The organism is Citrobacter sp. Cpo071, from assembly GCF_030332765.1.
Taxonomy (GTDB): domain Bacteria; phylum Pseudomonadota; class Gammaproteobacteria; order Enterobacterales; family Enterobacteriaceae; genus Citrobacter; species Citrobacter portucalensis.
In genome coordinates, this window is sequence record NZ_JAOWHE010000087.1 from 345,673 (window position 1) to 369,949 (window position 24,277).

Sequence of the window (24,277 nt, forward strand, 5' to 3'; positions counted from 1 at the left end):
CGATGTTCCACGACAGGAGTTGAGTATGGAATTCAGTAACCCCTTCGATAATCCGCAGGGCCAGTTTTACATTCTGCAAAATCCCCAGCGTCAGTTTAGCCTTTGGCCGCAGCAGTGCTCGCTTCCTGCTGGCTGGCAAATTGCTTGCGAACCCCAATCCCAGGAAGCCTGCCAACAATGGCTGGAAGCAAACTGGACCACGCTTACGACCGCGAACTACGTCGATGTGCAGGAGGCTCCATGACTCAGCGTTTACCGTTAGTGGCGGCTCAGCCGGGGATCTGGATGGCGGAAAAACTCTCCACATTGCCCTCGGCGTGGAGCGTGGCGCACTACGTAGAGTTAACTGGCGAACTGGACGCGTCGTTGCTGGCGAAAGCCGTTGTGGCGGGCCTGGAGCAGGCCGATACCCTGCGGATGCGGTTTAGCGAAGATAACGGTGAGATCTGGCAATGGGTGGATTCTGCGCTCGCCTTTGCGCAACCTGAAATTATCGACCTGCGCGCAACATCAAATCCACATGAGGCGGCGCGTGCGTTGATGCAGGCAGACCTGCAGCAGGACATACGTGCTGATGGCAATAAACCGCTGGTTTTTCACCTGCTTATACAGGTGGGAGAAAAGCGTTGGTATTGGTATCAGCGTTACCATCATTTGCTGGTCGATGGCTTCAGTTTTCCGGCCATTACCCGCCAGATAGCCGCAATTTATCGCGCATGGCTACACGGCGAGCCTACGCCAGACTCGCCTTTTACGCCGTTCGACGAGGTGGTGGAAGAGTATCAACAGTACCGTCAAAGCGATGCCTGGCAACGCGACGGCGCTTTCTGGAGCGAGCAGCGAAAGCAACTCCCGCCTCCTGCCTCGCTGTCGAACAATCCGTTGCCGGGACGATCGGCCAGCGCGGATATTATTCGTATGAAGTTAACCGCGCCTGAAGGGGCGTTTCGTCGGCTTGCGGCACGTATGCCTGACGTTCAGCGTGCGGATCTGGCCCTCGCGCTGGTGGCATTGTGGCTGGGACGTTTATGCAGCCGAATGGATTATGCCGCCGGGTTTATCTTTATGCGGCGCATGGGGTCGGCGGCGTTGACCTCCACTGGACCGGTTTTAAACGTACTGCCATTTGGTGTGAGGCTGGATGCGGCAGAAAGCTTGCCTGCACTTGCACAACGACTGGCCGGACAGTTGAAGAAAATGCGTCGGCATCAACGTTATGATGCCGAACAAATCGTTCGCGACAGCGGGCGTGCAGCCGGTGCCGAGCCGCTGTTTGGCCCGGTGCTGAACGTGAAAATATTCGACTATCAGCTGAATATTCCCGGTGTTCAGGCGCAAACCCACACGCTGGCGACAGGGCCGGTGAACGATCTTGAACTGGCGTTATTCCCGGATGAAAACGGTGGGCTGAGTATTGAAATCCTGGCCAATAAACAGCGCTACGATGCAGAAACGCTGGCGCAGCATGCCTCGCGTTTAATCGAGCTTATCGAGCAGTTTGCCGACAATCCGGCGCTATGCTGCGGCGACGCCGGGATGCTGTTGCCAACAGAACATGAGCGGCTGGCGAAGATTAATCACACCACCGTGGAGATCCCGTCCACTACGCTGAGCGCGCTGGTGGTACAGCAGGCCGATAAAACGCCGGATGCCCCGGCGTTGGCCGATGCCCGCTATCAGTTTAGCTATCGCGAAATGCGCCAGCAGGTCGTGGCGCTGGCGAGCCTTTTGCGTGCACGCGGCGTCAAGCCTGGCGACAGCGTCGCCGTGGCATTACCGCGTTCCGTGTTCCTGACGCTGGCGCTGCACGGTATCGTTGAAGCCGGTGCAGCCTGGCTGCCGTTGGATACCGGATACCCGGACGATCGCCTGCGGATGATGCTCGAAGACGCGAAGCCAAAATTGTTGATCGCGACCAATGAGCAACTGGCGCGCTTTAGCGATATTCCTGGGCTGGAAAGTCTGTGCTATGACTCGCCCCTGCCAGCAGAAGATGCTGCTCCGCTGGCGCTATCTCAGCCCAATCATACTGCCTATATCATTTTTACTTCCGGTTCTACCGGTAGACCAAAAGGGGTGATGGTTGGGCAAACCGCCATCGTTAACCGTCTGCTGTGGATGCAAAATCACTATTCGCTGACCGCGGATGATGTGGTGGCGCAGAAAACACCGTGCAGTTTTGACGTCTCGGTATGGGAGTTTTTCTGGCCGTTTATTGCCGGGGCAAAGCTGGTAATGGCAGAGCCTGAGGCGCACCGCGATCCGCTGGCGATGCAGCAGTTCTTTGCCCAATATGGGGTGACGACCACGCACTTCGTCCCTTCGATGCTGGCCGCTTTTGTCGCTTCACTGACGCCGGAAACCGCGCGGGAGAGTTGTGCCTCGCTGAAACGGGTATTTTGCAGCGGCGAAGCCTTGCCTGCAGATTTATGCCGTGAGTGGGAACAGTTAACTCATGCGCCACTGCACAATTTGTACGGACCAACGGAAGCGGCGGTTGATGTGAGCTGGTATCCGGCCTGGGGGGAAGACCTTGCTGCTGTAACCGGCAACAGCGTGCCGATTGGCTATCCGGTATGGAATACCGGTTTACGTATTCTGGATGCCATGATGCGCCCGGTGCCTTTCGGCGTGGCTGGAGATTTATATCTGACGGGGATCCAACTGGCGCAAGGTTATCTGGGCCGTCCGGATCTGACCGCAAGCCGCTTTATCGCCGATCCGTTTAACGTTGGCGAACGCATGTACCGTACCGGGGATGTGGCTCGCTGGCTGGAAAATGGCGCGGTGGAATACCTCGGGCGCAGCGATGACCAGCTTAAAATTCGCGGACAACGCATTGAGCTCGGCGAGATTGACCGGGTGATGCAGCAGTTGCCTGATGTCGAGCATGCCGTTGCCCACGCCTGCGTATTCAACCAGGCGGCGGCGACAGGCGGCGATGCGCGTCAACTGGTGGGGTATCTGGTGTCACAATCGGGTTTACCGCTGGATACGTCCGCGTTGCGGGAAAAGCTGCGTGAAAAACTGCCTGCGCATATGGTGCCGACGGTTTTGTTGCAGCTGGCGGAGCTACCGCTTAGCGCGAACGGTAAACTGGATCGTAAAGCGCTGCCGATGCCGCAGTTGACGTCGCGTACTTCCGGGCGCGCACCGCGAGCAGGGACTGAAACCACCATCGCGCAGTCTTTTGCGGCTTTGCTGGGTTGCGAGGTGAATGACGTGGCGGCAGACTTCTTTGCGCTTGGCGGACATTCGTTGCTGGCGATGAAGCTGGCGGCACAGTTGAGCCGGGTTTTTGAGCGTCAGGTGACGCCGGGGCAGATTATGGTGGCCTCTACCGTTGAACAACTGAGTGCTCTACTGGAGAGCACTGATGATGAGCAGTCGCAACATATGGGATTTGAGGCACTGCTGCCGCTGCGTGAAAGTCACGGCCCAACGCTGTTCTGTTTCCATCCGGCGTCGGGTTTTGCCTGGCAGTTTAGCGTGCTGTCGCGATATCTCAGCCCGCAGTGGTCGATTATAGGTATTCAGTCGCCGCGCCCGGATGGCCCAATGCAGACGGCGGAAAATCTTGATGCGGTATGCGAACATCACCTGGCAACGTTGCTCAGTCAACAGCCTCACGGACCTTACTATTTATTAGGTTATTCGCTGGGCGGCACGCTGGCACAAGGGATCGCCGCGCGCTTACATGCCAGAGGAGAGACGGTTGCATTCCTCGGACTGTTGGATACCTGGCCGCCAGAAACGCAAAACTGGCAAGAAAAAGAGGCCAATGGGTTGGATCCAGCGGTACTGGCGGAGATCGAGCGTGAACGCGAAGCGTTTCTGGCGGCGCAGCAGGGGAATGCGTCAGAGGCTTTATTTAACGCAATCGAAGGCAACTATGCCGATGCGGTTCGCCTGCTCACCACGGCACACAGCGTGCCGTTTGCAGGTCACGCTACGCTGTTCGTTGCTGAGCGCACGTTAGTACCGGGTGTCAGTCCTGAACGCAGCTGGTCGCCGTGGATATCCAGTCTGGATGTTTACCGCCAGGATTGCGCGCATGTTGACATTATTTCCCCTGCCTCATTTGAGGCGATAGGGCCTGTAATAAATGCACTGATTAATAAATCTGTGTAACAAGACGAATATTGCTATCGCGGTGATCAAACAATTCCATAATGTAAATAACATGTTATGGAATTGTTCTTTTTTATGCGATACAAGGTGATGAAAGGGGTGAATAAATTCCGAATATAATTTTTGGTAGGGCGACAAGCACAAAGAGTGTTTCGGATAATTCTGACTAGCTGATAGACTTCTCCCACAGGAATGTTTTTCTTTTAGGAAAGTTTTCAGGTCACGCAACATGTCATCATTAAATATAAAGCAAGATAACGTTTCGGAATTTACTGGGTATCCTCAGCCAACGGCAAACGCAAATGAAATCGATTTAGTGAATCTAATCGAAATCTTATGGCGTGCAAGAACGAAAATTATAGCGACCGTTTTCGCCTTTGCTTGTGTGGGTATTCTGGTCTCTTTTCTGCTGCCACAAAAATGGACCAGTCAGGCCATCGTGACGCCGGCGGAAGCGGTTCAATGGCAGGGATTAGAGAATACGCTGACCAAATTGCGCGTGCTGGATATGGATATTAGCGTTAGCCGTGGTGATGTGTTTAACCTGTTTATCAAAAAATTCCAGTCGCCTTCATTGTTAGAAGAATATCTGCGCTCTTCGCCTTACGTAATGGATCAATTGAAAGGTGCTGATATCGACGAAATGGAGTTGCATCAGGCAATTGTCAGGCTCAGTGAGAAAATGAAAGCGGTTGATACTAACCTGGGTAAGAAGAACGAAACTTCGCTGTATACCGCATGGACGTTGAGCTTTACCGCACCTCAGGCCGAAGAAGCCCAGTCAGTGCTGAAGGGATATATCCAGTATATTTCTGCCCTTGTGGTGAAAGAAACGCTGGAAGATATTCGTAATAAGCTGTTCATCAAAACCAGCTATGAGAAAGAAAGACTGGAGATGGATCGCGTCAGGCTCAAAAACCAGTTGGAAGCAAATATCCAGCGACTGAACTATTCGCTGGAGATCGCCAATGCCGCCGGGATTAAAAAGCCGGTCTACAGTAATGGCCAGGCCGTGAAGGATGACCCCGATTTCTCTATTTCACTGGGTGCTGACGGCATCGAACGTAAATTAGAAATAGAAAAATCAGTGACCGATATTGCTGAAATTAACGGTGAATTACGTAATCGCCAGTATCACGTTGAGCAACTGTTAGCGATGAATGTGGGTGACGTAACATTTACGCCGTTTAAATATCAACTTTCACCTTCGCTGCCGGTGAAAAAAGATGGTCCGGCTAAATCGATGATCGTTATTCTGGCCGCATTACTGGGGGGAATGGTGGCGTGTGGTGGTGTTCTGTTGAACCATGCCATGATGTCGCGTAAGCAAAAAATGACGTTTATTGATCAGCAACTGGTGTGATGAATTGTCGTATGGCGGCAAGCTGGCCGCCATACTGTAACGCGTGTTATTTGTTGCGTCCAAGCGGCACCACTAACGGCGTTCCGGCAACCGGATCGTCGATAATCATACAGCGCAGTCCATAGATTTTTTCAATAAGCTGCGCGGTGACGATCTCCTTCGGTGCACCCTCGGCAATAATTTTTCCGTCACGCAGCGCAATCAGATGCGTTGCATAGCGACAGGCCTGATTCAGGTCGTGCAAAACGGCGGCCAGCGTGTAACCTTTTTCCCGGTTTAGCTCACTCAGCAGTTCCAGCAGATCGATCTGATGACTGATATCCAGCCAGGTGGTGGGTTCATCGAGCAGCATAATCGACGTTTCCTGCGCCAGCACCATCGCAATCCATGCACGCTGACGTTGTCCGCCGGAAAGGGTATCCACACTTTGTGATGCCAGATGGGTGATACCCGTCGCCTGCATGGCGTTTGACACCGCAGTTTCATCCTCTTTCCGCCAGCGGGTAAACAGCGGCTGGTGTGGGTAGCGTCCGCGGGCAACCAGCTCCTGTACCGTAATATCTCCCGGCGTGGTGGCGTTTTGCGCCAGCAAACCTATTCTGCGGGCGACTTCTTTGCTGGCATAGTGCTGAATATGCTCGCCATCAAGCCAGACCTTGCCGTGCGCGGGCGTCATCAGACGACTCAGCGTGCGCAGTAGCGTTGATTTCCCGCAGCCGTTTGGCCCGATAATCGCGGTGAAATGGCCGTCGGGAATCGATACATTGAGGTTTTCCGCCACGGTAAACTTGCCATAACCCAGCGTTAACTGGTCGCCACGCAAACGGGCTACTGATTCGATCATTTTTTGCGGGACTCCTGAATTAACAAGACGATAAGATAAATACCGCCGAGGCTTACGGTGACAACGCCCACCGGAAGCTGATAAGGCATAAACAGCTGTTGGGCGCATAAATCCGCCATCAGCAACAGCAACGCGCCGCACAGCGCCGACAGGGTTAATCCCCAGCGCGATGTACCGCTTATACGTCGCGCGATATGCGGCGCGACAAGAGCAATAAACGAGATAGGACCGGCCAGCGCGGTGGCGGCAGCGGTCAGTACCACCGCAACCAGCATCATCATCAGACGTGAGCGCTCAACGCTGACGCCAAGCGCACAGGCGCTGTCATCACCCATTTCCAGTAAGCGCATCCGGCGTACCAGCAGCGCGGCGCATACCAGCATGATGATAATCAGCGGGGCAGAAGGCCAGGTTTTGGCCCAGGTCAGGCCATTGAGCGATCCGGCGTTCCACAGCCCGGCCGTCAGCGCGGTTTCTAATGATGCTTTCAGCAGTAGCCAGGTGTTGAACGCCACCAGCATGGCGCGAATGCCGATACCGATAATAATCAGCCGGAAGGTGTCGATCCCATTGCGCCAGGCGAGCGCCCAGACCACCAGAGAGGTCAGAATCCCACCCAGCATGGCCGCCAGCGCGATAGCGGTGAGATGCTGTCCGAACAGCACCATTGCCACCAGCACACCGCTCCAGGCTCCGGTATTGAAACCCATCACATCCGGGCTACCCAGCGGGTTACGCATCAGTGACTGAAATATTGCGCCGCTCACGCCGAGAGCCGCGCCAATCAATAGCGCCATGAGCACGCGTGGCAAGCGCCATTCGGTCACCACCAGCGTAATACTGCGCGGCGCATCGCCAAGCAGGGCGGCAATAATTTGCTGGGTTTCCAGCGTAACAACGCCGCTACGCAGGCTCCACAAACCAATGACGAGACAACCTGCAACCAGCAGCAGGCTGCTGATTATCAGGCGGCGGGAGATGTGCATCATGCGCCACCTCCGCGCGATTTACGGCGTACCAGAAAGATAAGCACCGGTGCACCGATAAAAGCACTGACTACCGACACGCGCAGCTCGCCGGGGACAATCAGGCGACCGATTATATCGGCAATCAGTAACAGAGTAGGCGTTGCCAGTAGGGTTACGGGCAGTGACCAGCGGTGATCCGCCCCCACCAGCCAGCGCGCCATGTGCGGCATCATCAGGCCGATAAAGGCGATAGGACCGACAATCGCGGTCGCGCTGCCGCACAGTACGGTAATAACCAGCAGGCCAATAAACTGCGTGCGAGCGACTTTACTACCAAGCGCGGTAGCGGTGTCGCTGCCGAGGCTCAGACTATTCAGAGCGCGACTGAGGAACAGTGCGACAGCCGCGGCAATCAGTACCGGTACCAGCACAACTTTCAGCGTTTGCAGGCTGCGGATATCCAGTGAGCCGGCTTGCCAGAAACGCAGCTGATCGTAAACGTCCGGGTTGAGCAGGGCGATGCCGGTGGATAATCCTTCCAGCACCGCGCCCAGCGCAACGCCCGCCAGCGTCAGACGTACTGGGCTTAACTGCCCGCCGCCCTGACTACCGGTAAAAGCTACGATCAGCGATGCAGCCAGCGCACCGCAAAAGGCCATCAGCAGCTGTTCTTGCGCAGAGGAAAAGCCGAACAGCGCGGCCCCCAGCACAATAGCGAAGCTGGCGCCGGAGTTGACACCCAGAATGCCGGGATCGGCGAGAGGGTTACGCGTGAGCGTTTGCATAAGTGCGCCAGCCAGGCCCAGCGCGCCACCGGCGAGCAGCCCCGCCAGCGTGCGCGGCAGGCGCGCGTCCAGCACGATGGTGCAATCAGCACTTTGACAACTGCCGGTGAGCGCATCCAGCACCACGGAGGCAGGTAGCGACTTGGCGCCAATAACCAGACTTAATACCGTGGTGAGAACAAGTAATAACAATAGTCCGGGCACGGCGAAGGCGCGTGTCGCGGAAACAGAGCATGACATATCAACTTCCCTGATAATGATAGTAATTATCGTTATCGATCTTATTTGGATATGTTAGCATGTGCAGCCATCGAATGGATATTGAAAAAGTACCTGGTAAGGCTCTGTAATGAATCGACAATCCTGGCTGCTCAATCTCAGCCTGTTAAAGACCCACCCAGCATTTCGCGCTGTCTTCCTCGCCCGTTTTATTTCCATTGTCTCTCTGGGGCTACTCGGCGTGGCGGTTCCGGTACAGATCCAGATGATGACCCAGTCGACCTGGCAGGTGGGTTTGTCGGTGACGTTGACCGGTAGCGCAATGTTTATTGGCCTGATGGTGGGCGGAGTGCTGGCCGACCGCTACGAGCGTAAAAAAGTGATCCTGCTGGCGCGTGGAACCTGTGGTATTGGCTTTATTGGCCTGTGTCTGAATGCGCTGCTGCCCGAACCGTCGTTGCTGGCGATTTATCTGCTTGGCTTATGGGACGGTTTCTTTGCCTCGCTGGGCGTGACCGCATTGCTGGCTGCGACGCCAGCGCTGGTTGGGCGCGAGAATTTGATGCAGGCTGGGGCGATTACCATGCTGACGGTGCGTCTGGGATCGGTAATTTCACCGATGCTTGGCGGGGTGCTGCTCGCGACTGGCGGCGTGGCCTGGAACTACGGACTGGCGGCGGCGGGAACCTTCATTACCTTACTACCGCTGCTGAGCCTTCCTGCGTTGCCGCCTCCGCCGCAGCCGCGCGAGCATCCGCTGAAATCGCTGCTGGCAGCATTTCGCTTTCTGCTTGCCAGCCCGCTGATTGGCGGCATTGCGCTGCTCGGTGGTCTGTTAACCATGGCGAGTGCCGTGCGTGTGCTGTATCCGGCGTTGGCGATTAACTGGCACATGTCGAGTGCGCAAATTGGCCTGCTGTATGCGGCTATTCCGCTGGGGGCAGCCGTGGGCGCATTGACCAGCGGACAACTGGCGCACAGCGTTCGTCCGGGACTGATTATGCTGGCATCGACCGTGGCTTCATTTCTGGCTATCGGCCTGTTTGGCTTGATGCCCGTCTGGCAGCTTGGTGTGGTTTGTCTGGCGCTGTTTGGCTGGTTGAGCGCGGTCAGCTCTTTGTTGCAGTACACCCTGTTACAGACGCAGACGCCGGAAGCGATGCTCGGACGAATTAACGGTTTGTGGACGGCGCAAAACGTCACCGGCGATGCGATTGGCGCGGCGTTGTTAGGTGGTCTGGGCGCGATGATGACGCCGGTTGCTTCGGCAAGCGTGAGTGGATTCGGGCTGGTGATTGTCGGTCTGTTACTGCTGCTGTTGTTGCGAGAAGTGCGCCGATTCCGGCAAGTCCCCGTGAATGTCTGATTGCTTTGTGCTCTATGGTTTGTAGGCCGGATAAGGCGTGAGCCGCATCCGGCGCTGAACATTAAAACAGAGCCGACAGACGTTGCAGCAGCAGCGTGGCGCTGTAGTAGTCGAGACGGAAGGTTTCCGTACCCAGGGCGTAAACGCGTTTATTCTGCACGGCTGGCAGATGCGCCAGAAGCGGATTGGCGTAAATAGCGTCGGCATCTTTGCTGTCGCCAGCAAACAGGAACAGCGCTTCGCCGTTCAGGCCTGCCGCCAGGTTCTCACCGCCAAGCTGGATGATATCGTGGCGTTTGCCCTGACTCTGGCTGGTGTGCAAGTTGGCAGGCAGCGTTGCCAGCGTGAACCCTAACTGCTCCATCAGCTTGCCTTGCGCTGACTCAGGCGTCCACAGGTTGGCGCTGTGCGCCGCGGCGGTATATACCAGCGCGCTGACCGGCTGTGGTGGCAGGGTAATATGTTGCTTAACCGCCTGAAGTTGCTTATCAAACTCGGCAATTCGCGCAGTTGCCTGTTGCTCCTGACCGGTAATTTCACCTAACTGGGTCAGCAGCGACTGCCAGCTTTTATCGTCGTAATTAATGATGAGCGTTGGCGCAATGGTGGACAGCTGATCGTATAGCGCGAGGGCAGAATCTCCCCCAGTAGCGCTTACCAGAATCAGATCCGGCATTTGAGCTGCGACGGCCTCGGCGCTCGGTTCGCCGATATACAGGCGGCTCAGTTTGCGTTCTTTTGCTACTTCGCTCCACTGACGTAAAAAGCCCTGCGCATCGCCGATGCGATTGTTCGGCGTAGTGGCACCGCTGGCAATGACCGGGGCATCAATCGCCAGCAGCGAGCCGGTGAGGGTGACGCTGGTGGAGACAATTCGCTGTGGCTTATGCTCCAGCGTATGCGTGCCGCGACTGTCAGTAACCTGACGCGGCCAGTCGGCGGCGTGACCTGAAGAAATTCCTGAAAGAGATAAACCTGCCAGTAAGAGCACGGTGCGGCAAAAAGAGGGGAGACTCACGAATCGGCTTCCTGTTATCAGTATAAGTAATGCTTCTCATTTTCATTGTTAGCGAGCAAGGATGCAAGCCAAAGTCGCACATTGTGCTACCACAAGAGTTGACATACCGCCGCTTTACTTTTAGGTTAGCGACCAAAAATATAAATGATAATCATTATTAGAGCCTTTATCATTTTTGGAGGATGATATGGATACGTCACTGGCCGAGGAAAAAACGCAGACTATGCCGACGCTCGCTCCCGACAGTTTTTTCTTTATGTCGCCGTACCGTAGTTTTACGACGTCAGGATGCTTCGCCCGCTATGCGGAACCGGCAATTGATGGCGATTCGCCAGACAGCCCTTTCCAACAGAAAATGAACGCACTGTTTGCTGATGCCAAATCGCAGGGCATCGTGAACCCTGTCATGGTCGGGGCGATTCCCTTTGATACCCGCCAGCCATCATCGCTGTTTATTCCCCAATCATGGCAGAGCTTCTCTCGTACGGCGAAGCAGCAATCATCACGTTACTTTACCGCGCATCAGTCGCTGAACGTCGTTGAACGTAAATCGATCCCGGAACAGGACTTTTTTGAAGATATGGTCGCCCGGGCGGCTGCGCTGACGTCCACTCCGGAAGTCGACAAAGTGGTGTTGTCACGCCTGATCGATATCACCGCCGATGCCAACATTGACAGCGGTGCGCTGCTGGAGCGTCTGGTGGCGCAAAATCCAGCGAGCTACAACTTCCATGTACCGATTGAAGACGGCGGCGTATTGATTGGTGCCAGCCCGGAACTGCTACTGCGCAAAGAAGGCGATCGTTTCAGTTCTCTGCCGCTGGCGGGCTCTGCACGTCGTCAGCCTGATGATGTGCTGGATCGCGAAGCAGGGATCCGCCTGCTGGCGTCTGAGAAGGACCGCCATGAGCACGAACTGGTGACGCAGGCGATGAAAACGGTATTGCGCGATCGCAGCCGTGAACTGCAACTGCCTTCTTCTCCGCAGTTGGTTACCACGCCGACGCTCTGGCACCTCGGCACGCCGTTTGAAGGTAAAGCCAACCCGCAGGAAAACGCCCTGACGCTGGCGTGCCTGCTGCATCCGACGCCTGCGCTAAGCGGCTTCCCACATCAGGTTGCGCGCAAGCTTATCGCCGAGCTGGAGCCGTTCGATCGTGAATTGTTCGGCGGTATTGTCGGCTGGTGTGATGCCGAAGGTAACGGTGAGTGGGTGGTGACGATCCGCTGTGCGAAGCTGCTGCGCAATCAGGTGCGTTTTTTTGCCGGAGCAGGAATTGTTCCAGCCTCTTCCCCGGTTGCGGAATGGCGTGAAACGGGGGCCAAGCTCTCCACGATGTTGAATGTTTTTGGACTGCATTAAGAGCCTTATTGACCAGGCTTCTGAGGAGCGATAATGAGTATTCCTTTCACCCGCTGGCCGGAGGAGTTTGCCCGCCGCTATCGTGAAAAAGGTTACTGGCAGGATTTGCCGCTGACCGACATTCTGACCCGTCACGCAGAAAGCGATCATACGGCGGTAATTGATGGTGAACGCCATCTGAGCTATCGCCAGCTAAATCAGGCCGCTGACAATCTCGCCTGCAGTTTGCGTTGCCAGGGGATCAAACCCGGCGAAACCGCGCTGGTGCAACTGGGCAATGTGGCTGAGCTGTATATCACCTTCTTTGCGCTGCTCAAGCTGGGCGTAGCTCCAGTGCTGGCGCTGTTCAGCCATCAGCGTAACGAACTCAACGCCTACGCCAAACAGATTGAGCCGGCACTGCTGATTGCCGATCGCCAGCATACGCTGTTTAGCGGCGACGATTTTCTTAACGCTTTTGTGGCCGAACACAATTCAGTGCGCGTGGTGTTACTGCGTAATGATGAAGGTGAACACAATCTGCAAACGGCGATAAACCAGCCTGCGACAGATTTTTCCGCCACGCCATCGCCTGCTGATGAGGTGGCGTACTTCCAGCTTTCTGGCGGGACGACCGGGACGCCAAAACTGATTCCTCGCACTCATAACGATTACTACTACAGCGTGCGTCGCAGCAATGAGATTTGCCGCTTCACCGGGGAAACGCGTTATTTATGCGCAATCCCGGCGGCGCATAACTACGCCATGAGTTCGCCAGGCGCGCTGGGCGTATTCCTGGCCGGTGGCACCGTGGTGCTGGCGGCTGACCCGAGTGCCACTCTGAGTTTCCCGTTGATTGAACAGCATCAGGTTAACGTCACGGCGCTGGTGCCGCCTGCGGTGAGCCTGTGGTTGCAGGCGATTGCGGAGTGGGGCAGTAATGCGCAACTGGCTTCGCTGAAACTGCTACAGGTCGGTGGCGCAAGGCTTTCCGCCACGCTTGCGGCACGTATTCCGGCTGAGATTGGCTGCCAGTTGCAGCAGGTCTTCGGCATGGCGGAAGGGCTGGTTAACTATACCCGTCTGGACGACAGTCCTGAGCGCATCATCAATACCCAGGGGCGCCCGATGTGTCCCGATGATGAAGTCTGGGTAGCAGACGCTGACGGCAACCCTTTAGCCCAGGGAGAGACCGGACGCCTGATGACGCGTGGTCCGTACACCTTCCGCGGTTATTTCAAAAGTCCTGAGCATAATGCCAGCGCCTTTGACGCCAACGGCTTTTACTGTTCCGGCGATCTGATCGCTATCGATCCGGATGGTTACATCACCGTTCAGGGGCGTGAAAAGGATCAGATCAATCGCGGTGGGGAGAAGATCGCCGCTGAAGAGATTGAAAACTTGCTGCTGCGCCATCCAATGGTGATCCATGCCGCGCTGGTCAGTATGGATGACGAACTGATGGGTGAGAAAAGCTGTGCCTGGCTGGTGGTGAAAGAGCCGCTGCGCGCGGTGCAGGTGCGACGTTTTCTACGCGAACAGGGCATAGCGGAATTCAAATTACCCGATCGTGTTGAGTGCGTTGAGTCATTACCGCTGACTCCAGTGGGGAAGGTAGATAAAAAACAATTACGTCAGTGGCTGGCATCACGTTCACTGGCCTGAAGGAGAAATAGAAATGGCAATTCCTAAACTGCAGGCTTATGCGCTACCAACGGCGCTCGATGTTCCGGTGAACAAAGTCGACTGGGCATTTGACCCTGAACGCGCCGCGCTGCTGATCCACGACATGCAGGATTATTTTATCGGCTTTTGGGGCGATAACTGCCCGATGATGGAGCAGGTCGTCGCGAACATCGCCGCGCTGCGCCAGTACTGCAAAGAGCATAACATTCCGGTGTATTACACCGCTCAGCCGAAAGAACAGAGTGATGAAGACCGCGCTCTGCTCAATGATATGTGGGGACCGGGCCTGACGCGTTCCCCGGAACAACAAAAGATCGTTGAGGCGCTGGCGCCGGATGAAGCGGATACCATTCTGGTGAAATGGCGTTATAGCGCATTTCATCGTTCCCCGCTGGAACAGATGCTCAAGGAAACCGGGCGTAATCAACTGATCATTACCGGGGTGTATGCGCATATCGGCTGTATGACCACCGCAACGGACGCCTTCATGCGTGACATCAAGCCGTTTATGGTTGCCGATGCGCTGGCGGACTTTAGCCGTGATGAACACCTGATGTCGCTGAAATACGTGGCGGGACGTTCCGGGCGTGTGGTAATGACCCAGGAATTATTGCCGACACCGGTCCCGACCAGTAAAGATGCGTTGCGCAGCGTTATTCTGCCGTTGCTGGATGAGTCTGAAGAGCCGATGGATGACGAAAACCTGATCGACTACGGGCTGGATTCCGTGCGCATGATGGCGCTGGCGGCGCGCTGGCGTAAGGTTCATGGTGACATTGATTTCGTGATGCTGGCGAAAAAACCGACCATTGACGCATGGTGGGCGCTGCTCTCCCGCGAGGTGAAGTAATGGCTGGATTTGATTTTGCCGGGAAAACCGTCTGGGTAACCGGCGCGGGTAAAGGGATTGGCTACACCACGGCGTTGGCATTTGCGGAGGCTGGTGCTGAGGTGACAGGATTCGATCGCGAATTTCCTCAGGATAACTACCCGTTTGCGACCGAAGTGCTGGATGTGGCGAATGCCGGACAGGTAGCTGAAGTGTGCCAGCGCGTCCTCAAAGCGCGCGAGCGTTTAGATGTGTTGGTCAATGCCGCAGGTATTTTGCGTATGGGGGCCACCGATGCGCTGAGCGCTGAGGAGTGGCAGCAGACGTTTGCGGTTAACGTTGGTGGGGCGTTCAATCTGTTTCAGCAGACGATGGCGCAGTTTCGTCGCCAGCAGGGCGGGGCGATCGTGACCGTCGCGTCGGATGCGGCGCACACGCCGCGTATCGGCATGAGTGCTTACGGCGCGTCAAAGGCCGCGTTGAAAAGCCTGGCGCTGACCGTCGGACTTGAACTGGCGGGCAGCGGTGTGCGCTGTAATGTGGTGTCGCCAGGCTCGACCGACACCGATATGCAGCGCACGCTGTGGGTTAGCGATGACGCGGAGCAACAGCGCATTCGTGGATTTGGCGAGCAGTTTAAACTCGGGATTCCGCTGGGGAAAATCGCCCGGCCGCAAGAGATCACCAACACTATTTTATTCCTCGCTTCCGATCTGGCCAGCCACATTACGTTACAGGATATCGTGGTGGACGGCGGTTCCACACTGGGGGCATGACGATGATCTGGAAGCGTCATTTAACGCTGGATGAACTCAATGCCACCAGTCAGAACACGATGGTGGCGCATTTAGGCATGGTCTATACCCGGCTGGGTGATGATGTGCTGGAAGCCGAAATGCCGGTGGATAGCCGCACGCATCAGCCATTTGGCCTTCTGCACGGCGGCGCATCCGCGGCCCTGGCGGAAACGCTGGGTTCAATGGCGGGTTATCTGATGACCCGCGACGGGCAGTGTGTGGTGGGGACGGAACTCAACGCCACGCATCATCGGGCGGTATCGCAAGGGAAAGTGCGCGGTGTCTGCCAGCCGCTGCACCTCGGGCGTCAGAGCCAAAGCTGGGAAATCGTTATCTTTGATGAACAGGGACGACGCTGTTGCACCTGTCGTTTAGGCACTGCAGTGATGGGGTGAAGATAAGCGCGTCGTTTAGACGCGCTTCGTGACACCAGTTACCAGCTATAGCGCAGATTAAAACTCCCGTTGAGATCGCGGTAGTCGTTATTACCTTTCTGACCCGCCGCCTGGACGCTGACGTTCCACTGGCTATTGAGATTCGCCTGAATTCCCACTTTTAGCTCGCTGCGATCGGCAGGAAGATCCTGTTTTACCGTTGCGTTATCAAATGATACGGCCAGATCGTCGGTGGAGTGTAGCCAGTTAATCTCTGCGAATGGCCGGACGGTTGCATCGACGAATGAAAGCTGGCTATCAATTCGCAGACCAAGACGTGTGGTCCAGCTATCGCCATTTTGCCCGTCTATGCGTGTACCATTTGTCTCAACGCTATCTGCCTCGTAGCGTTGCCAGATAACCTGCGCCTGTGGCGTCAGGCTTACTGTGTTAGCGCTGCTCATATTCATGTCGTAGCGATAACCGCTTTCCAGCGAAATCGCGTGAGCCAGGGAGTCGTAATGCGTTGAACCGGCATTGCCATTCTCGACGCTGTTATTGTAGAAGCCATACTGATACCACGTATCAACATACCAGCCGCGATGTTGCCGGGCATCAGAGAACCAGGTGGCATACGCGCCAAGATTGTAACCGTCGATATCGCCTGTGGCTGTAAACTGACTGCCATCCGCGCCACGATTTCCGGTGCTGTCGGTACTGCCGTCAAGGTAACTGGCCATCAGGCCAAACGTGATGCTTTGCTGATCATCGCGCCAGGTTGCAAGGTCGCCGCCAAGCTGAAACTGGGTGTAATCGCTGTCCATGTCGATATTGCCGTTGACAGCCGATGTGTCCGTTTTTCCGCCTTTAATTCGCGCCCAGACGCTTCCTTCGGCCGAGCGGTACTGGCTCCCTTCACGATCGAACAGCGTTTGCATCTGCAGGCTACGCGCCAGCCATTGGTTGCCCAGATAAGCGCCTATATCGGCGCGATATTGTGGATTTGACGGAATAACGTTGCTGCCGCCGTCATCAGGATCAACCGGTGTGACGTCGCTGCCGCCGTCATCAGGATCAACCGGTGTGACGTCGCTATCGCCGTCATCAGGATCAACTGGCGTCACGTCGCTGCCGCCATCGTCAGGGTCGACAGGCGTCACGTCGCTGTCGTCAGGATCGATCGGAGTGACGTCATCATCCGGGTCGTCGGGTGTTTCTGCTTTGGAACGCAAATACCAGCTTTCGTTATCTTCATACAGACGATACTCATACAGGCCGATTTGAATCTGATTGCCAAGAGAAAATGCGTCATCCGATGATATCCCTCCGACGTCGACAATCTCGATACCTTGATCGGTATATGCACCCACGCCATCCATATTATTGATGTAGAGCGTGGTGCTGCCGTTAACATTACCCGAGACAATGAGCTGGTCGGTTGGTGAATTATCATCGCCTAAACTGGCGTTAAGTGAGAGCTGACCGCCGTTGCCCGTGTAGTCGCCGTTGATGATTAACGCATTCCCGGGAGTCGTGCTACTGCTGCGGATTACACCTTGATTGGTTACGTTACCATTAACGATAAACTGGCTATCTGGCGTTGTACGATCACCAAAGCTTAGCAGGCCGACGTTGTTCACAGCACCGTTGATTACCCCGTTACCGCCGAGAGTGGCTCCAGCTTCAACATCGATGCTCTGCTTGCTCCCTTCAGAGCCAATAGCGCCAGAACTAGTCAACCACAGCGTTCCCTGCTGAATGTCTGTGATTCCGCTCCAGGTATTCTTTGCGGTAAGGGTGAGCGTGCCGTCTCCTTTTTTGGTCAGACTTTTACCGTCCCATCCCGTGGTGGCGTTGGGTGAGGTATCTGCAAGCAACCCATTGACGGTAAATGTCTGGCCCGCGTTCAGGGTGAACGTACCGTGTGCAGGCGTAGAGACCGCGGCGGAGTCTCCGGCGTACCAACTGAGCCCCACGCCCAATTCATATTGGGTATTATCAAGGGCATTAACCTGACCAGAAATCGCGATATAGTCGGGCAGGGTATCCGGATCGGTTGAGATCGAAGCGAAATCGCTCACGATTGCGGAGTTGGCATCAATTAGCGTAACCGTGTCGATGTCTGCCAGTTGATTGTCTGAGGTCAGCGCGTTGAGATCCAGCGCATTACCCGAATTGCTGATGTGTAGATCGCCGCCAGGATTAACCTGTCCGCCGGTAATTAGCGGGTTAGCGGACTGACTGGCCAGCGCCGCGGCGCTTAAATCGACGCTGAGAATACTGCTTTCTTTCAGCGTGACCTCATCAGCATGCACAGTGCTGTAAGTTCCGGCTGTGTGGTCTGCCGCCAGCTCAAGGGTTCCTGCGTTGGTCAGCGTCGTGAGCGTGGAATCATCGGTAACCCGCCACTGGCTCTGCTCGGCAAGGTTAAGATTGAGGATTGAATCAATCCCCTGAGCGTTGAAGCTTTCATTAACCGAGGTTGCTCCGGCGAAATAAGAACCCGCGTCCATATTGAGGTTGATATATCCCCAGCCGCTGTTAACGATGTCGCCGGTTATGGTCATTTTTCCTGAGCCACTTACCGTCCCGCCAGGTAGAACATTCCCGCCCGAGGAAACTTTCGGGTTCCAGATGGCAACGCCGCCGTCGGCGATGATGGTGGTATCGCCCGTCAGATTCACGATACCGCCTTCTTGCACCACCACGCCGTAACCACTGCCGTTAGCGCCGGTCATATCAATGGTCAGATTCTCACCATTGATGATGCCTGCATGGGTAAAATCCCCATCGCCGATGGCCCAAAGACCGTAAGGATTTTTACCGCTCATGATGATATCCGTATTGGATATATTGATCGTCGCGCCACTGTATTGGGCTGATGCGCCATAGCCGTTAACCGCGTAGATAGTGTTTCGCTGCTCTGCGGAACCGTTGAAATTTATGGTTGTCGGTGCGCTGTAAGGGGTGTTGGCCACAATACCGTTGGTCGTGTGGCCTGTGGAATTTCTTCCATCAATGCTGCTGCCTTCACCAATGTTGGCGACGGCGGCATGCATGCTGCTCATTAGTGTAAGAGCGGTGGACTGCGCGGTCGTGACGGTCAGATTTCTGGCATTGAATTCACTGTATCCTCGGCCGGTCAGGTAAATTGTTGATGCAGTCCCGTTTGCGCTAATGGCGCTGTCTGACCCTAAATCAACCACGCCGCCTTCTATTCGAAGCCCTTCCGTCTTCTGGCCGGTGACGTCAATGGTGAGGTGGTTGGCCTTTACTGTTCCGATGGCATCATCTTTACTGGTTGCCGAATAATCCTCAACAATCATCCCGTATCCTTCGGAGAAACCGTGCACGGTGATGGTGGAATCATTGCCAAAATCCACGTTGCCGCTGATGTCCGCGCCTGTACCGTTTGCGCGCTCGTTAGAGGTTGTGGAAAGGGTGATATCAAGGTTATCTGCCGTAAAATAACTTTGTGAACCAGAAACAAGTCCATATGCCGTACCTCCAGGCGTTGAGAGCGTAATTGCGCTGTTCTTGCCCAGATTAATTTGGCTGTATTGCCCCTCCTGGATACCATAAATCGTGGTGCCTGTTCCTGTCTCTGATACGGTGAAATCAATGTTCAGCCCGTTCGCGTTAACCTGGGTGTTTTTTCCAAGATAGAGCGCGCTGCCGCCGGCTGTGCCGCTGGTTAATTCTATGCGGCTGTCATCCCCAAAATTGAGCGTGGTACCATTTGCCCAGTATGTGTCGATACCTACAGCCTTACCGGTTGCATCGGTGTTAACCTGGATTAATCCAGCGTTCATGGTTAACGTATTATTGTCGTCATAGAAATAGACACCCGTCGCATTACCATTTTGGGATTCGGTGATAATTTTACTCTTGTTGCCGAAGTTCAGCGTGGTGTTTTCTGTATGAACGTTAATTCCGTAAGCATCTTTTTTACTGATGGTGTTAATTGATATATTCTCGGCGTCTATATTTGTGCCTGGACTGGTGTTGTTAATATAAAGACCTGTGGTTGATGCTGCTTTCGCCGTTCCTGTGTCTGTAACGTTAATCTGTGTACCGGTACCTAAATTATTATTGGCGCTGTTATCAAGTTTTACCCCAATAGAACCACTATCACCGGTAACGTTAATGGTGGTTTTACCATTAATCTGTACGCCTTGCCCCCCTGAGGACAGACTTTCGATACCCGTGGTTCCATCGACAGATGTCACGGTATCGCCATCATTTAAGTTGATGGTTTCACCGCTAAGCGGGCCGTAGTCGCTGGCATGAACGCAATTTGCCATTAATCCAACTGCCGATAACACCAGGCCTGCGACGGTTGCACGAACCCGTTGATCGCCCTGCGAGAGTTCTGACGTCACCACAAACATATTTCTCGCGATATTCCAGACGATGCGATAGCATTTATTCATAATTTATATCCTTATACGGCCATCCTGAACAACCTGGCGCTGAAAAATTCTGCTGAATTAATTTTATTTTTTTTATGTGGGGTATTTTGTCATTAAAACTGGTGCTGCAGGTATATTCTTTGTTTTGAAATTGGTGATTAAGGTGAAATAAAGCACTTACTGCATACAAAATCAGGATGGTCTGAATCTCTAAGAGCAATAACCGTTAAGCTGAGAAAGTCAGGTTAATATTGTTAATTAATATTCTTATTAATAGTAAAAATATTAAGTGGCACGCTCAGCATCATGCTGAGAGGAGAATTGGATAAAACATAGAGGTGTTGGCACATACTGCGCAATTTTTTCAGTTGTCTCTGCGTTGATAGTGATCAAGTTAACAATACAATGTAAAAAATCAGTGATATATCTGCTTTGCATGGTTGTCAGGTTGTTAAATTCAGAAAAGATGTTATAGAAACAAAATGTAACATCTCTCTGGATCGGACAACGGATAACAACTATGAACAAATCAGGGAAGTACCTCGTCTGGACAGTGCTCTCCGTTATGGGAGCATTTGCCCTCGGCTATATCGCATTAAATCGTGGTGAACAGATCAACGCGTTGTGGATAGTCGTGGCGTCGGTCTGTGTCTACCTTATCGCTTACCGTTTCTACGGCCTGTACATCGCGAAAAATGTACTGGCGCTTGATCCGACACGTATGACGCCAGCCGTGCGCCATAACGACGGTCTGGATTATGTTCCCACCGATAAAAAAGTGCTGTTTGGTCACCATTTTGCGGCAATTGCCGGAGCGGGTCCGTTAGTTGGACCGGTGCTGGCGGCGCAAATGGGTTATCTGCCGGGGATGATCTGGCTGCTCGCCGGGGTAGTACTGGCAGGGGCGGTGCAGGACTTCATGGTGCTGTTTGTTTCTACCCGTCGCGATGGTCGTTCCCTTGGCGAATTGGTGAAAGAAGAGATGGGCCCAACGGCGGGCGTTATTGCGCTGGTGGCCTGTTTTATGATCATGGTGATTATTCTCGCGGTACTGGCGATGATCGTCGTGAAAGCGCTGACCCACAGTCCGTGGGGAACCTACACCGTGGCGTTCACCATCCCGCTGGCGATCTTCATGGGGATTTATCTGCGCTATCTGCGCCCGGGCCGCATTGGCGAAGTGTCGGTCATCGGTCTGGTGTTCCTGGTGTTTGCCATTATTTCCGGCGGCTGGGTGGCTGAAAGCCCGACCTGGGCACCGTACTTTGACTTTACCGGCGTACAGCTGACGTGGATGCTGGTGGGCTACGGTTTTGTTGCCGCCGTCCTGCCTGTGTGGCTGCTGCTGGCCCCGCGTGATTACCTCTCTACCTTCCTGAAAATCGGCACCATTGTTGGTCTGGCAGTAGGGATTCTAATCATGCGTCCGACGCTGACCATGCCAGCGCTGACCAAGTTTGTTGACGGTACTGGCCCGGTCTGGACCGGTAACTTGTTCCCGTTCCTGTTTATTACCATTGCCTGTGGTGCGGTTTCTGGCTTCCATGCGCTGATCTCCTCCGGAACCACGCCGAAGATGCTGGCAAATGAAGGGCAGGCCTGCTTTATCGGCTACGGCGGAATGCTGATGGAATCCTTTGTCGCCATTATGGCGCTGGTTTCCGCGTGCATCATCGATCCGGGCGTGTACTTTGCAATGAACAGCCCGATGGCGGTGCTGGCTCCTGCGGGCACGGTTGACGTAGTGGCTTCTGCGGCACAGGTAGTCAGCAGTTGGGGCTTTGCCATTACGCCAGACACCCTGCATCAAATCGCCAATGAAGTGGGTGAGCAATCCATCATCTCCCGCGCAGGTGGTGCGCCGACGCTGGCCGTCGGGATGGCGTACATTCTGCATGGCGCACTGGGCGGCATGATGGATGTGGCGTTCTGGTATCACTTCGCCATTCTGTTTGAAGCGTTGTTTATTCTGACGGCGGTAGATGCCGGTACACGCGCCGCGCGCTTTATGCTGCAGGACTTGCTGGGCGTGGTATCACCGAGCCTGAAACGTACCGATTCGCTGCCTGCAAACCTGCTGGCTACAGCGCTGTGCGTGCTGGCCTGGGGTTACTTCTTACACCAGGGCGTGGTGGATCCTCTGGGTGGTATCAATACCCTGTGGCCGCTGTTTGGTATCGCTAACCAGATGCTGGCCGGTATGGCGTTGATGCTCTGTGCTGTGGTGCTGTTCAAGATGAAACGCCAGCGCTACGCGTGGGTGGCGCTGGTGCCAACGGCCTGGTTGCTAATTTGTACCCTGACCGCTGGCTGGCAGAAAGCGTTTAGCCCGGATGCGAAAATCGGCTTCCTGGCTATCGCCAACAAGTTCCAGGCGATGATCGACAGCGGTAACATTCCGGCGCAGTACACCCAGTCGCAGCTGACGCAACTGGTGTTTAACAACCGCCTGGATGCGGGTCTTACCATCTTCTTCATGGTCGTCGTTGTGGTGCTGGGTCTGTTCTCCATCAAAACTGCGCTGGCAGCATTGAAAGAGGACAAACCAACTTCGAAAGAGACACCGTACGAGCCGATGCCTGAGAATGTCGAAGAGATCGTGGCGCAGGCGAAAGGCGCGCACTAATATTCTCTTAACCAACGAGCCCTCTCCTGAACGGGGAGGGCGTTTGTACGACAGGGAAACACTATGTTTGAAACACTCGCCAAAGCCGGGAAGTATTTAGGTCAGACCGCCCGATTAATGATAGGTGTGCCGGATTACGACAACTATGTTGAACATATGCGCGTCACGCATCCGGACCAGACGCCAATGACCTACGAAGAATTTTTCCGTGAGCGCCAGGATGCACGATATGGCGGGAAAGGTGGCGCGAAGTGCTGTTGATTTTTTGCCGGATGGCGTTGATGCTTATCCGGCCTACAACATCGTATTGGCGTAATTTGTCGTCGTAGGCCTGATAAGGCGAAGCCGTCATCAGGCAACCCGCACCATAATCACACCGTAAACGACTCTACCTTTTCGAATGCTGCGCGCAGTGTCTCCGGCGTTAACGTTACCGGCAGGGCGTGAATGGACTCCACCGGGCGCAGAGTGTGCGCAATCACTTTGTCGATTTCGGCGCGGTTATTGATGTCCACTTCCAGTTGAGCTAATCGGGTTGGCAGGTTGAATCGCTGATAAGCGGTAATTAACTGCGCCAGCACGACATCTTGTCCCAGCAGCGCGCTCTGCACCAGGATGCCGTACGCCACTTTGGTGCCGTGTAAAAACTTCTCGGTTTGTGGGAGGACGGTCAGGCCATTGTGAACAGAATGCGCCGCCGCCACGCGTGTGTAGCGCTCGCCCAGACCACCAACCATGCCGCCTCCGGCAATAATCGCATCCACCACATCGCAAAACGTGCGGCTTAGCGTGCCTTGTTGTTTGTCTGCCAGCGCCTGCTCGCTGCTTTCCAGCAGGACGTCGCGGATGGTCTGCGCGGCTTGAATACCCAGACGTACTGTCAATGGCAGTGTTTCCGGCTGAGGTGCGAGCACGACGGCTTCATACCACTTTGCCAGCGTGTCGCCGATCCCCGCCAGTAGGTATTCTTCTGGCGCATTGAGAACGATCTCGGGTTCGACCAGCACGAGGAAGTTCGCGTCAGCGAAAATTTCGAAATGTAGTGCCTGGCCCGCATCGTTATACCAGACAGAGAGCGGCGTCCAGGCAGCGCAGGTCGCCGCGATAGTAGGAATACCGACAAACGGCAGATCCAGACGACGGGCCAACGCTTTAGCGGTGTCGAGCAATGTACCGCCACCCACGCCAATCACCACACTGCGATCCTCTCCCAACTCTTTTGCCAGTTGGGCAACATCGGTTTCGCTGCAATGTCCCGTAAACAGCAGGCGTTTAGCCTCGGCAAGATGAAAAGTCTCTGGCAGGTAAGGGCGGGCCGCTTCGATGGCGCGTTCACCATAAACCCACACGGCGCGTGAAAGTTGGTCGGCAGTGAAAAAATCGTTAAGTCTCGACAGGCTGCCAGGATGGGAAAAATAGTTGGCTGGGCCGGTGACGACGCGAATTTCGGTATTACTCATGTTGTGTTGTCCTTTTGGCTGTCCTGTCCAGGCAGGTTATTTTTATATAGACGTCTG

The 24,277-nt window shown here is 54.8% G+C and carries 17 protein-coding genes; 11 read left to right on the forward strand and 6 right to left on the reverse strand.

The window, feature by feature from the left end:
• Positions 1-25 precede the first annotated feature (25 nt).
• The 3 genes from OGY09_RS24475 (at position 26) to wzz(fepE) (ending at position 5,494) form a co-directional block, all read left to right on the forward strand.
• Entirely contained in the window at positions 26-244 is a 219-nt protein-coding gene (locus OGY09_RS24475; RefSeq protein WP_032941816.1) for an MbtH family protein, read from the forward strand.
• Positions 241-4,131, forward strand: coding sequence for an enterobactin non-ribosomal peptide synthetase EntF (gene entF / locus OGY09_RS24480; RefSeq protein WP_275399113.1), 3,891 nt, complete (start codon positions 241-243; stop codon positions 4,129-4,131). The genes OGY09_RS24475 and entF overlap by 4 nt, the downstream gene beginning before the upstream one ends.
• Before the next feature lie 229 nt (positions 4,132-4,360).
• Positions 4,361-5,494: an LPS O-antigen length regulator Wzz(fepE) gene (gene wzz(fepE) / locus OGY09_RS24485; protein WP_267458324.1), complete on the forward strand. Its 1,134-nt coding sequence runs from the start codon at positions 4,361-4,363 to the stop codon at positions 5,492-5,494.
• Positions 5,495-5,540: 46 nt separating this feature from the next.
• Here the strand turns inward: wzz(fepE) and fepC are convergent, their stop codons facing one another.
• The 3 genes from fepC to fepD are packed head-to-tail and all read right to left on the reverse strand — an operon-like array spanning position 5,541 to position 8,331.
• Positions 5,541-6,338, reverse strand: a complete 798-nt coding sequence (gene fepC / locus OGY09_RS24490) for an iron-enterobactin ABC transporter ATP-binding protein (protein ID WP_032942652.1) — start codon at positions 6,336-6,338, stop codon at positions 5,541-5,543.
• Positions 6,335-7,327 (reverse strand): iron-enterobactin ABC transporter permease, encoded by a 993-nt coding sequence (fepG, locus tag OGY09_RS24495; protein WP_032942653.1) that lies wholly within the window; start codon positions 7,325-7,327, stop codon positions 6,335-6,337. Before fepG ends, fepC begins: the two co-directional genes overlap by 4 nt.
• The gene (gene fepD, locus OGY09_RS24500; RefSeq protein WP_032942654.1) at positions 7,324-8,331 is read right to left on the reverse strand and encodes a Fe(3+)-siderophore ABC transporter permease; all 1,008 of its coding nucleotides are present in this window, start codon (positions 8,329-8,331) and stop codon (positions 7,324-7,326) included. Before fepD ends, fepG begins: the two co-directional genes overlap by 4 nt.
• A gap of 109 nt (positions 8,332-8,440) precedes the next feature.
• On the opposite strand from fepD, the gene entS reads away from it, so the two are divergent.
• A complete protein-coding gene (gene entS, locus OGY09_RS24505) occupies positions 8,441-9,676 on the forward strand; it encodes an enterobactin transporter EntS (RefSeq protein ID WP_032942657.1) in 1,236 nt (411 codons plus the stop codon).
• Between the two features lie 61 nt (positions 9,677-9,737).
• Here entS and fepB read toward each other — a convergent pair whose 3' ends face one another.
• Positions 9,738-10,694: a Fe2+-enterobactin ABC transporter substrate-binding protein gene (gene fepB, locus OGY09_RS24510; protein WP_032942658.1), complete on the reverse strand. Its 957-nt coding sequence runs from the start codon at positions 10,692-10,694 to the stop codon at positions 9,738-9,740.
• 187 nt (positions 10,695-10,881) lie between these two features.
• Here fepB and entC point away from each other — a divergent pair, with 187 nt between their 5' ends.
• Genes entC through entH form a run of 5 tightly spaced genes read left to right on the forward strand, consistent with a single transcriptional unit; the run spans position 10,882 to position 15,743 of the window.
• Complete coding sequence (gene entC / locus OGY09_RS24515; RefSeq protein WP_032942659.1) at positions 10,882-12,057, forward strand: isochorismate synthase EntC; 1,176 nt, start codon at positions 10,882-10,884, stop codon at positions 12,055-12,057.
• Between the two features lie 33 nt (positions 12,058-12,090).
• The gene (gene entE, locus OGY09_RS24520) at positions 12,091-13,701 is read left to right on the forward strand and encodes a (2,3-dihydroxybenzoyl)adenylate synthase EntE (RefSeq protein ID WP_275399112.1); all 1,611 of its coding nucleotides are present in this window, start codon (positions 12,091-12,093) and stop codon (positions 13,699-13,701) included.
• Positions 13,702-13,714: 13 nt separating this feature from the next.
• Positions 13,715-14,572, forward strand: coding sequence for an isochorismatase (locus OGY09_RS24525; RefSeq protein WP_003831197.1), 858 nt, complete (start codon positions 13,715-13,717; stop codon positions 14,570-14,572).
• Positions 14,572-15,327 (forward strand): 2,3-dihydro-2,3-dihydroxybenzoate dehydrogenase EntA, encoded by a 756-nt coding sequence (gene entA / locus OGY09_RS24530; RefSeq protein WP_032942661.1) that lies wholly within the window; start codon positions 14,572-14,574, stop codon positions 15,325-15,327. The genes OGY09_RS24525 and entA overlap by 1 nt, the downstream gene beginning before the upstream one ends.
• A 2-nt stretch (positions 15,328-15,329) precedes the next feature.
• Positions 15,330-15,743: a proofreading thioesterase EntH gene (gene entH, locus OGY09_RS24535; protein WP_032944336.1), complete on the forward strand. Its 414-nt coding sequence runs from the start codon at positions 15,330-15,332 to the stop codon at positions 15,741-15,743.
• A 38-nt stretch (positions 15,744-15,781) separates the two neighbouring features.
• Here the strand turns inward: entH and OGY09_RS24540 are convergent, their stop codons facing one another.
• Entirely contained in the window at positions 15,782-20,155 is a 4,374-nt protein-coding gene (locus OGY09_RS24540; protein WP_032942663.1) for an autotransporter outer membrane beta-barrel domain-containing protein, read from the reverse strand.
• A 499-nt stretch (positions 20,156-20,654) separates the two neighbouring features.
• Between OGY09_RS24540 and cstA the strand changes: the two genes are divergently transcribed.
• Positions 20,655-22,760 carry a pyruvate/proton symporter CstA gene (gene cstA, locus OGY09_RS24545; RefSeq protein WP_008784063.1) on the forward strand — a complete coding sequence of 702 codons (2,106 nt, stop codon included), beginning with the start codon at positions 20,655-20,657 and terminating at the stop codon, positions 22,758-22,760.
• A 63-nt stretch (positions 22,761-22,823) separates the two neighbouring features.
• Positions 22,824-23,021, forward strand: a complete 198-nt coding sequence (locus OGY09_RS24550; protein WP_003022064.1) for a YbdD/YjiX family protein — start codon at positions 22,824-22,826, stop codon at positions 23,019-23,021.
• 110 nt (positions 23,022-23,131) lie between these two features.
• On the opposite strand, the gene OGY09_RS24555 is transcribed toward OGY09_RS24550, so the two are convergent.
• Positions 23,132-24,220, reverse strand: a complete 1,089-nt coding sequence (locus OGY09_RS24555; RefSeq protein WP_275399111.1) for an oxidoreductase — start codon at positions 24,218-24,220, stop codon at positions 23,132-23,134.
• Positions 24,221-24,277: the final 57 nt, after the last annotated feature.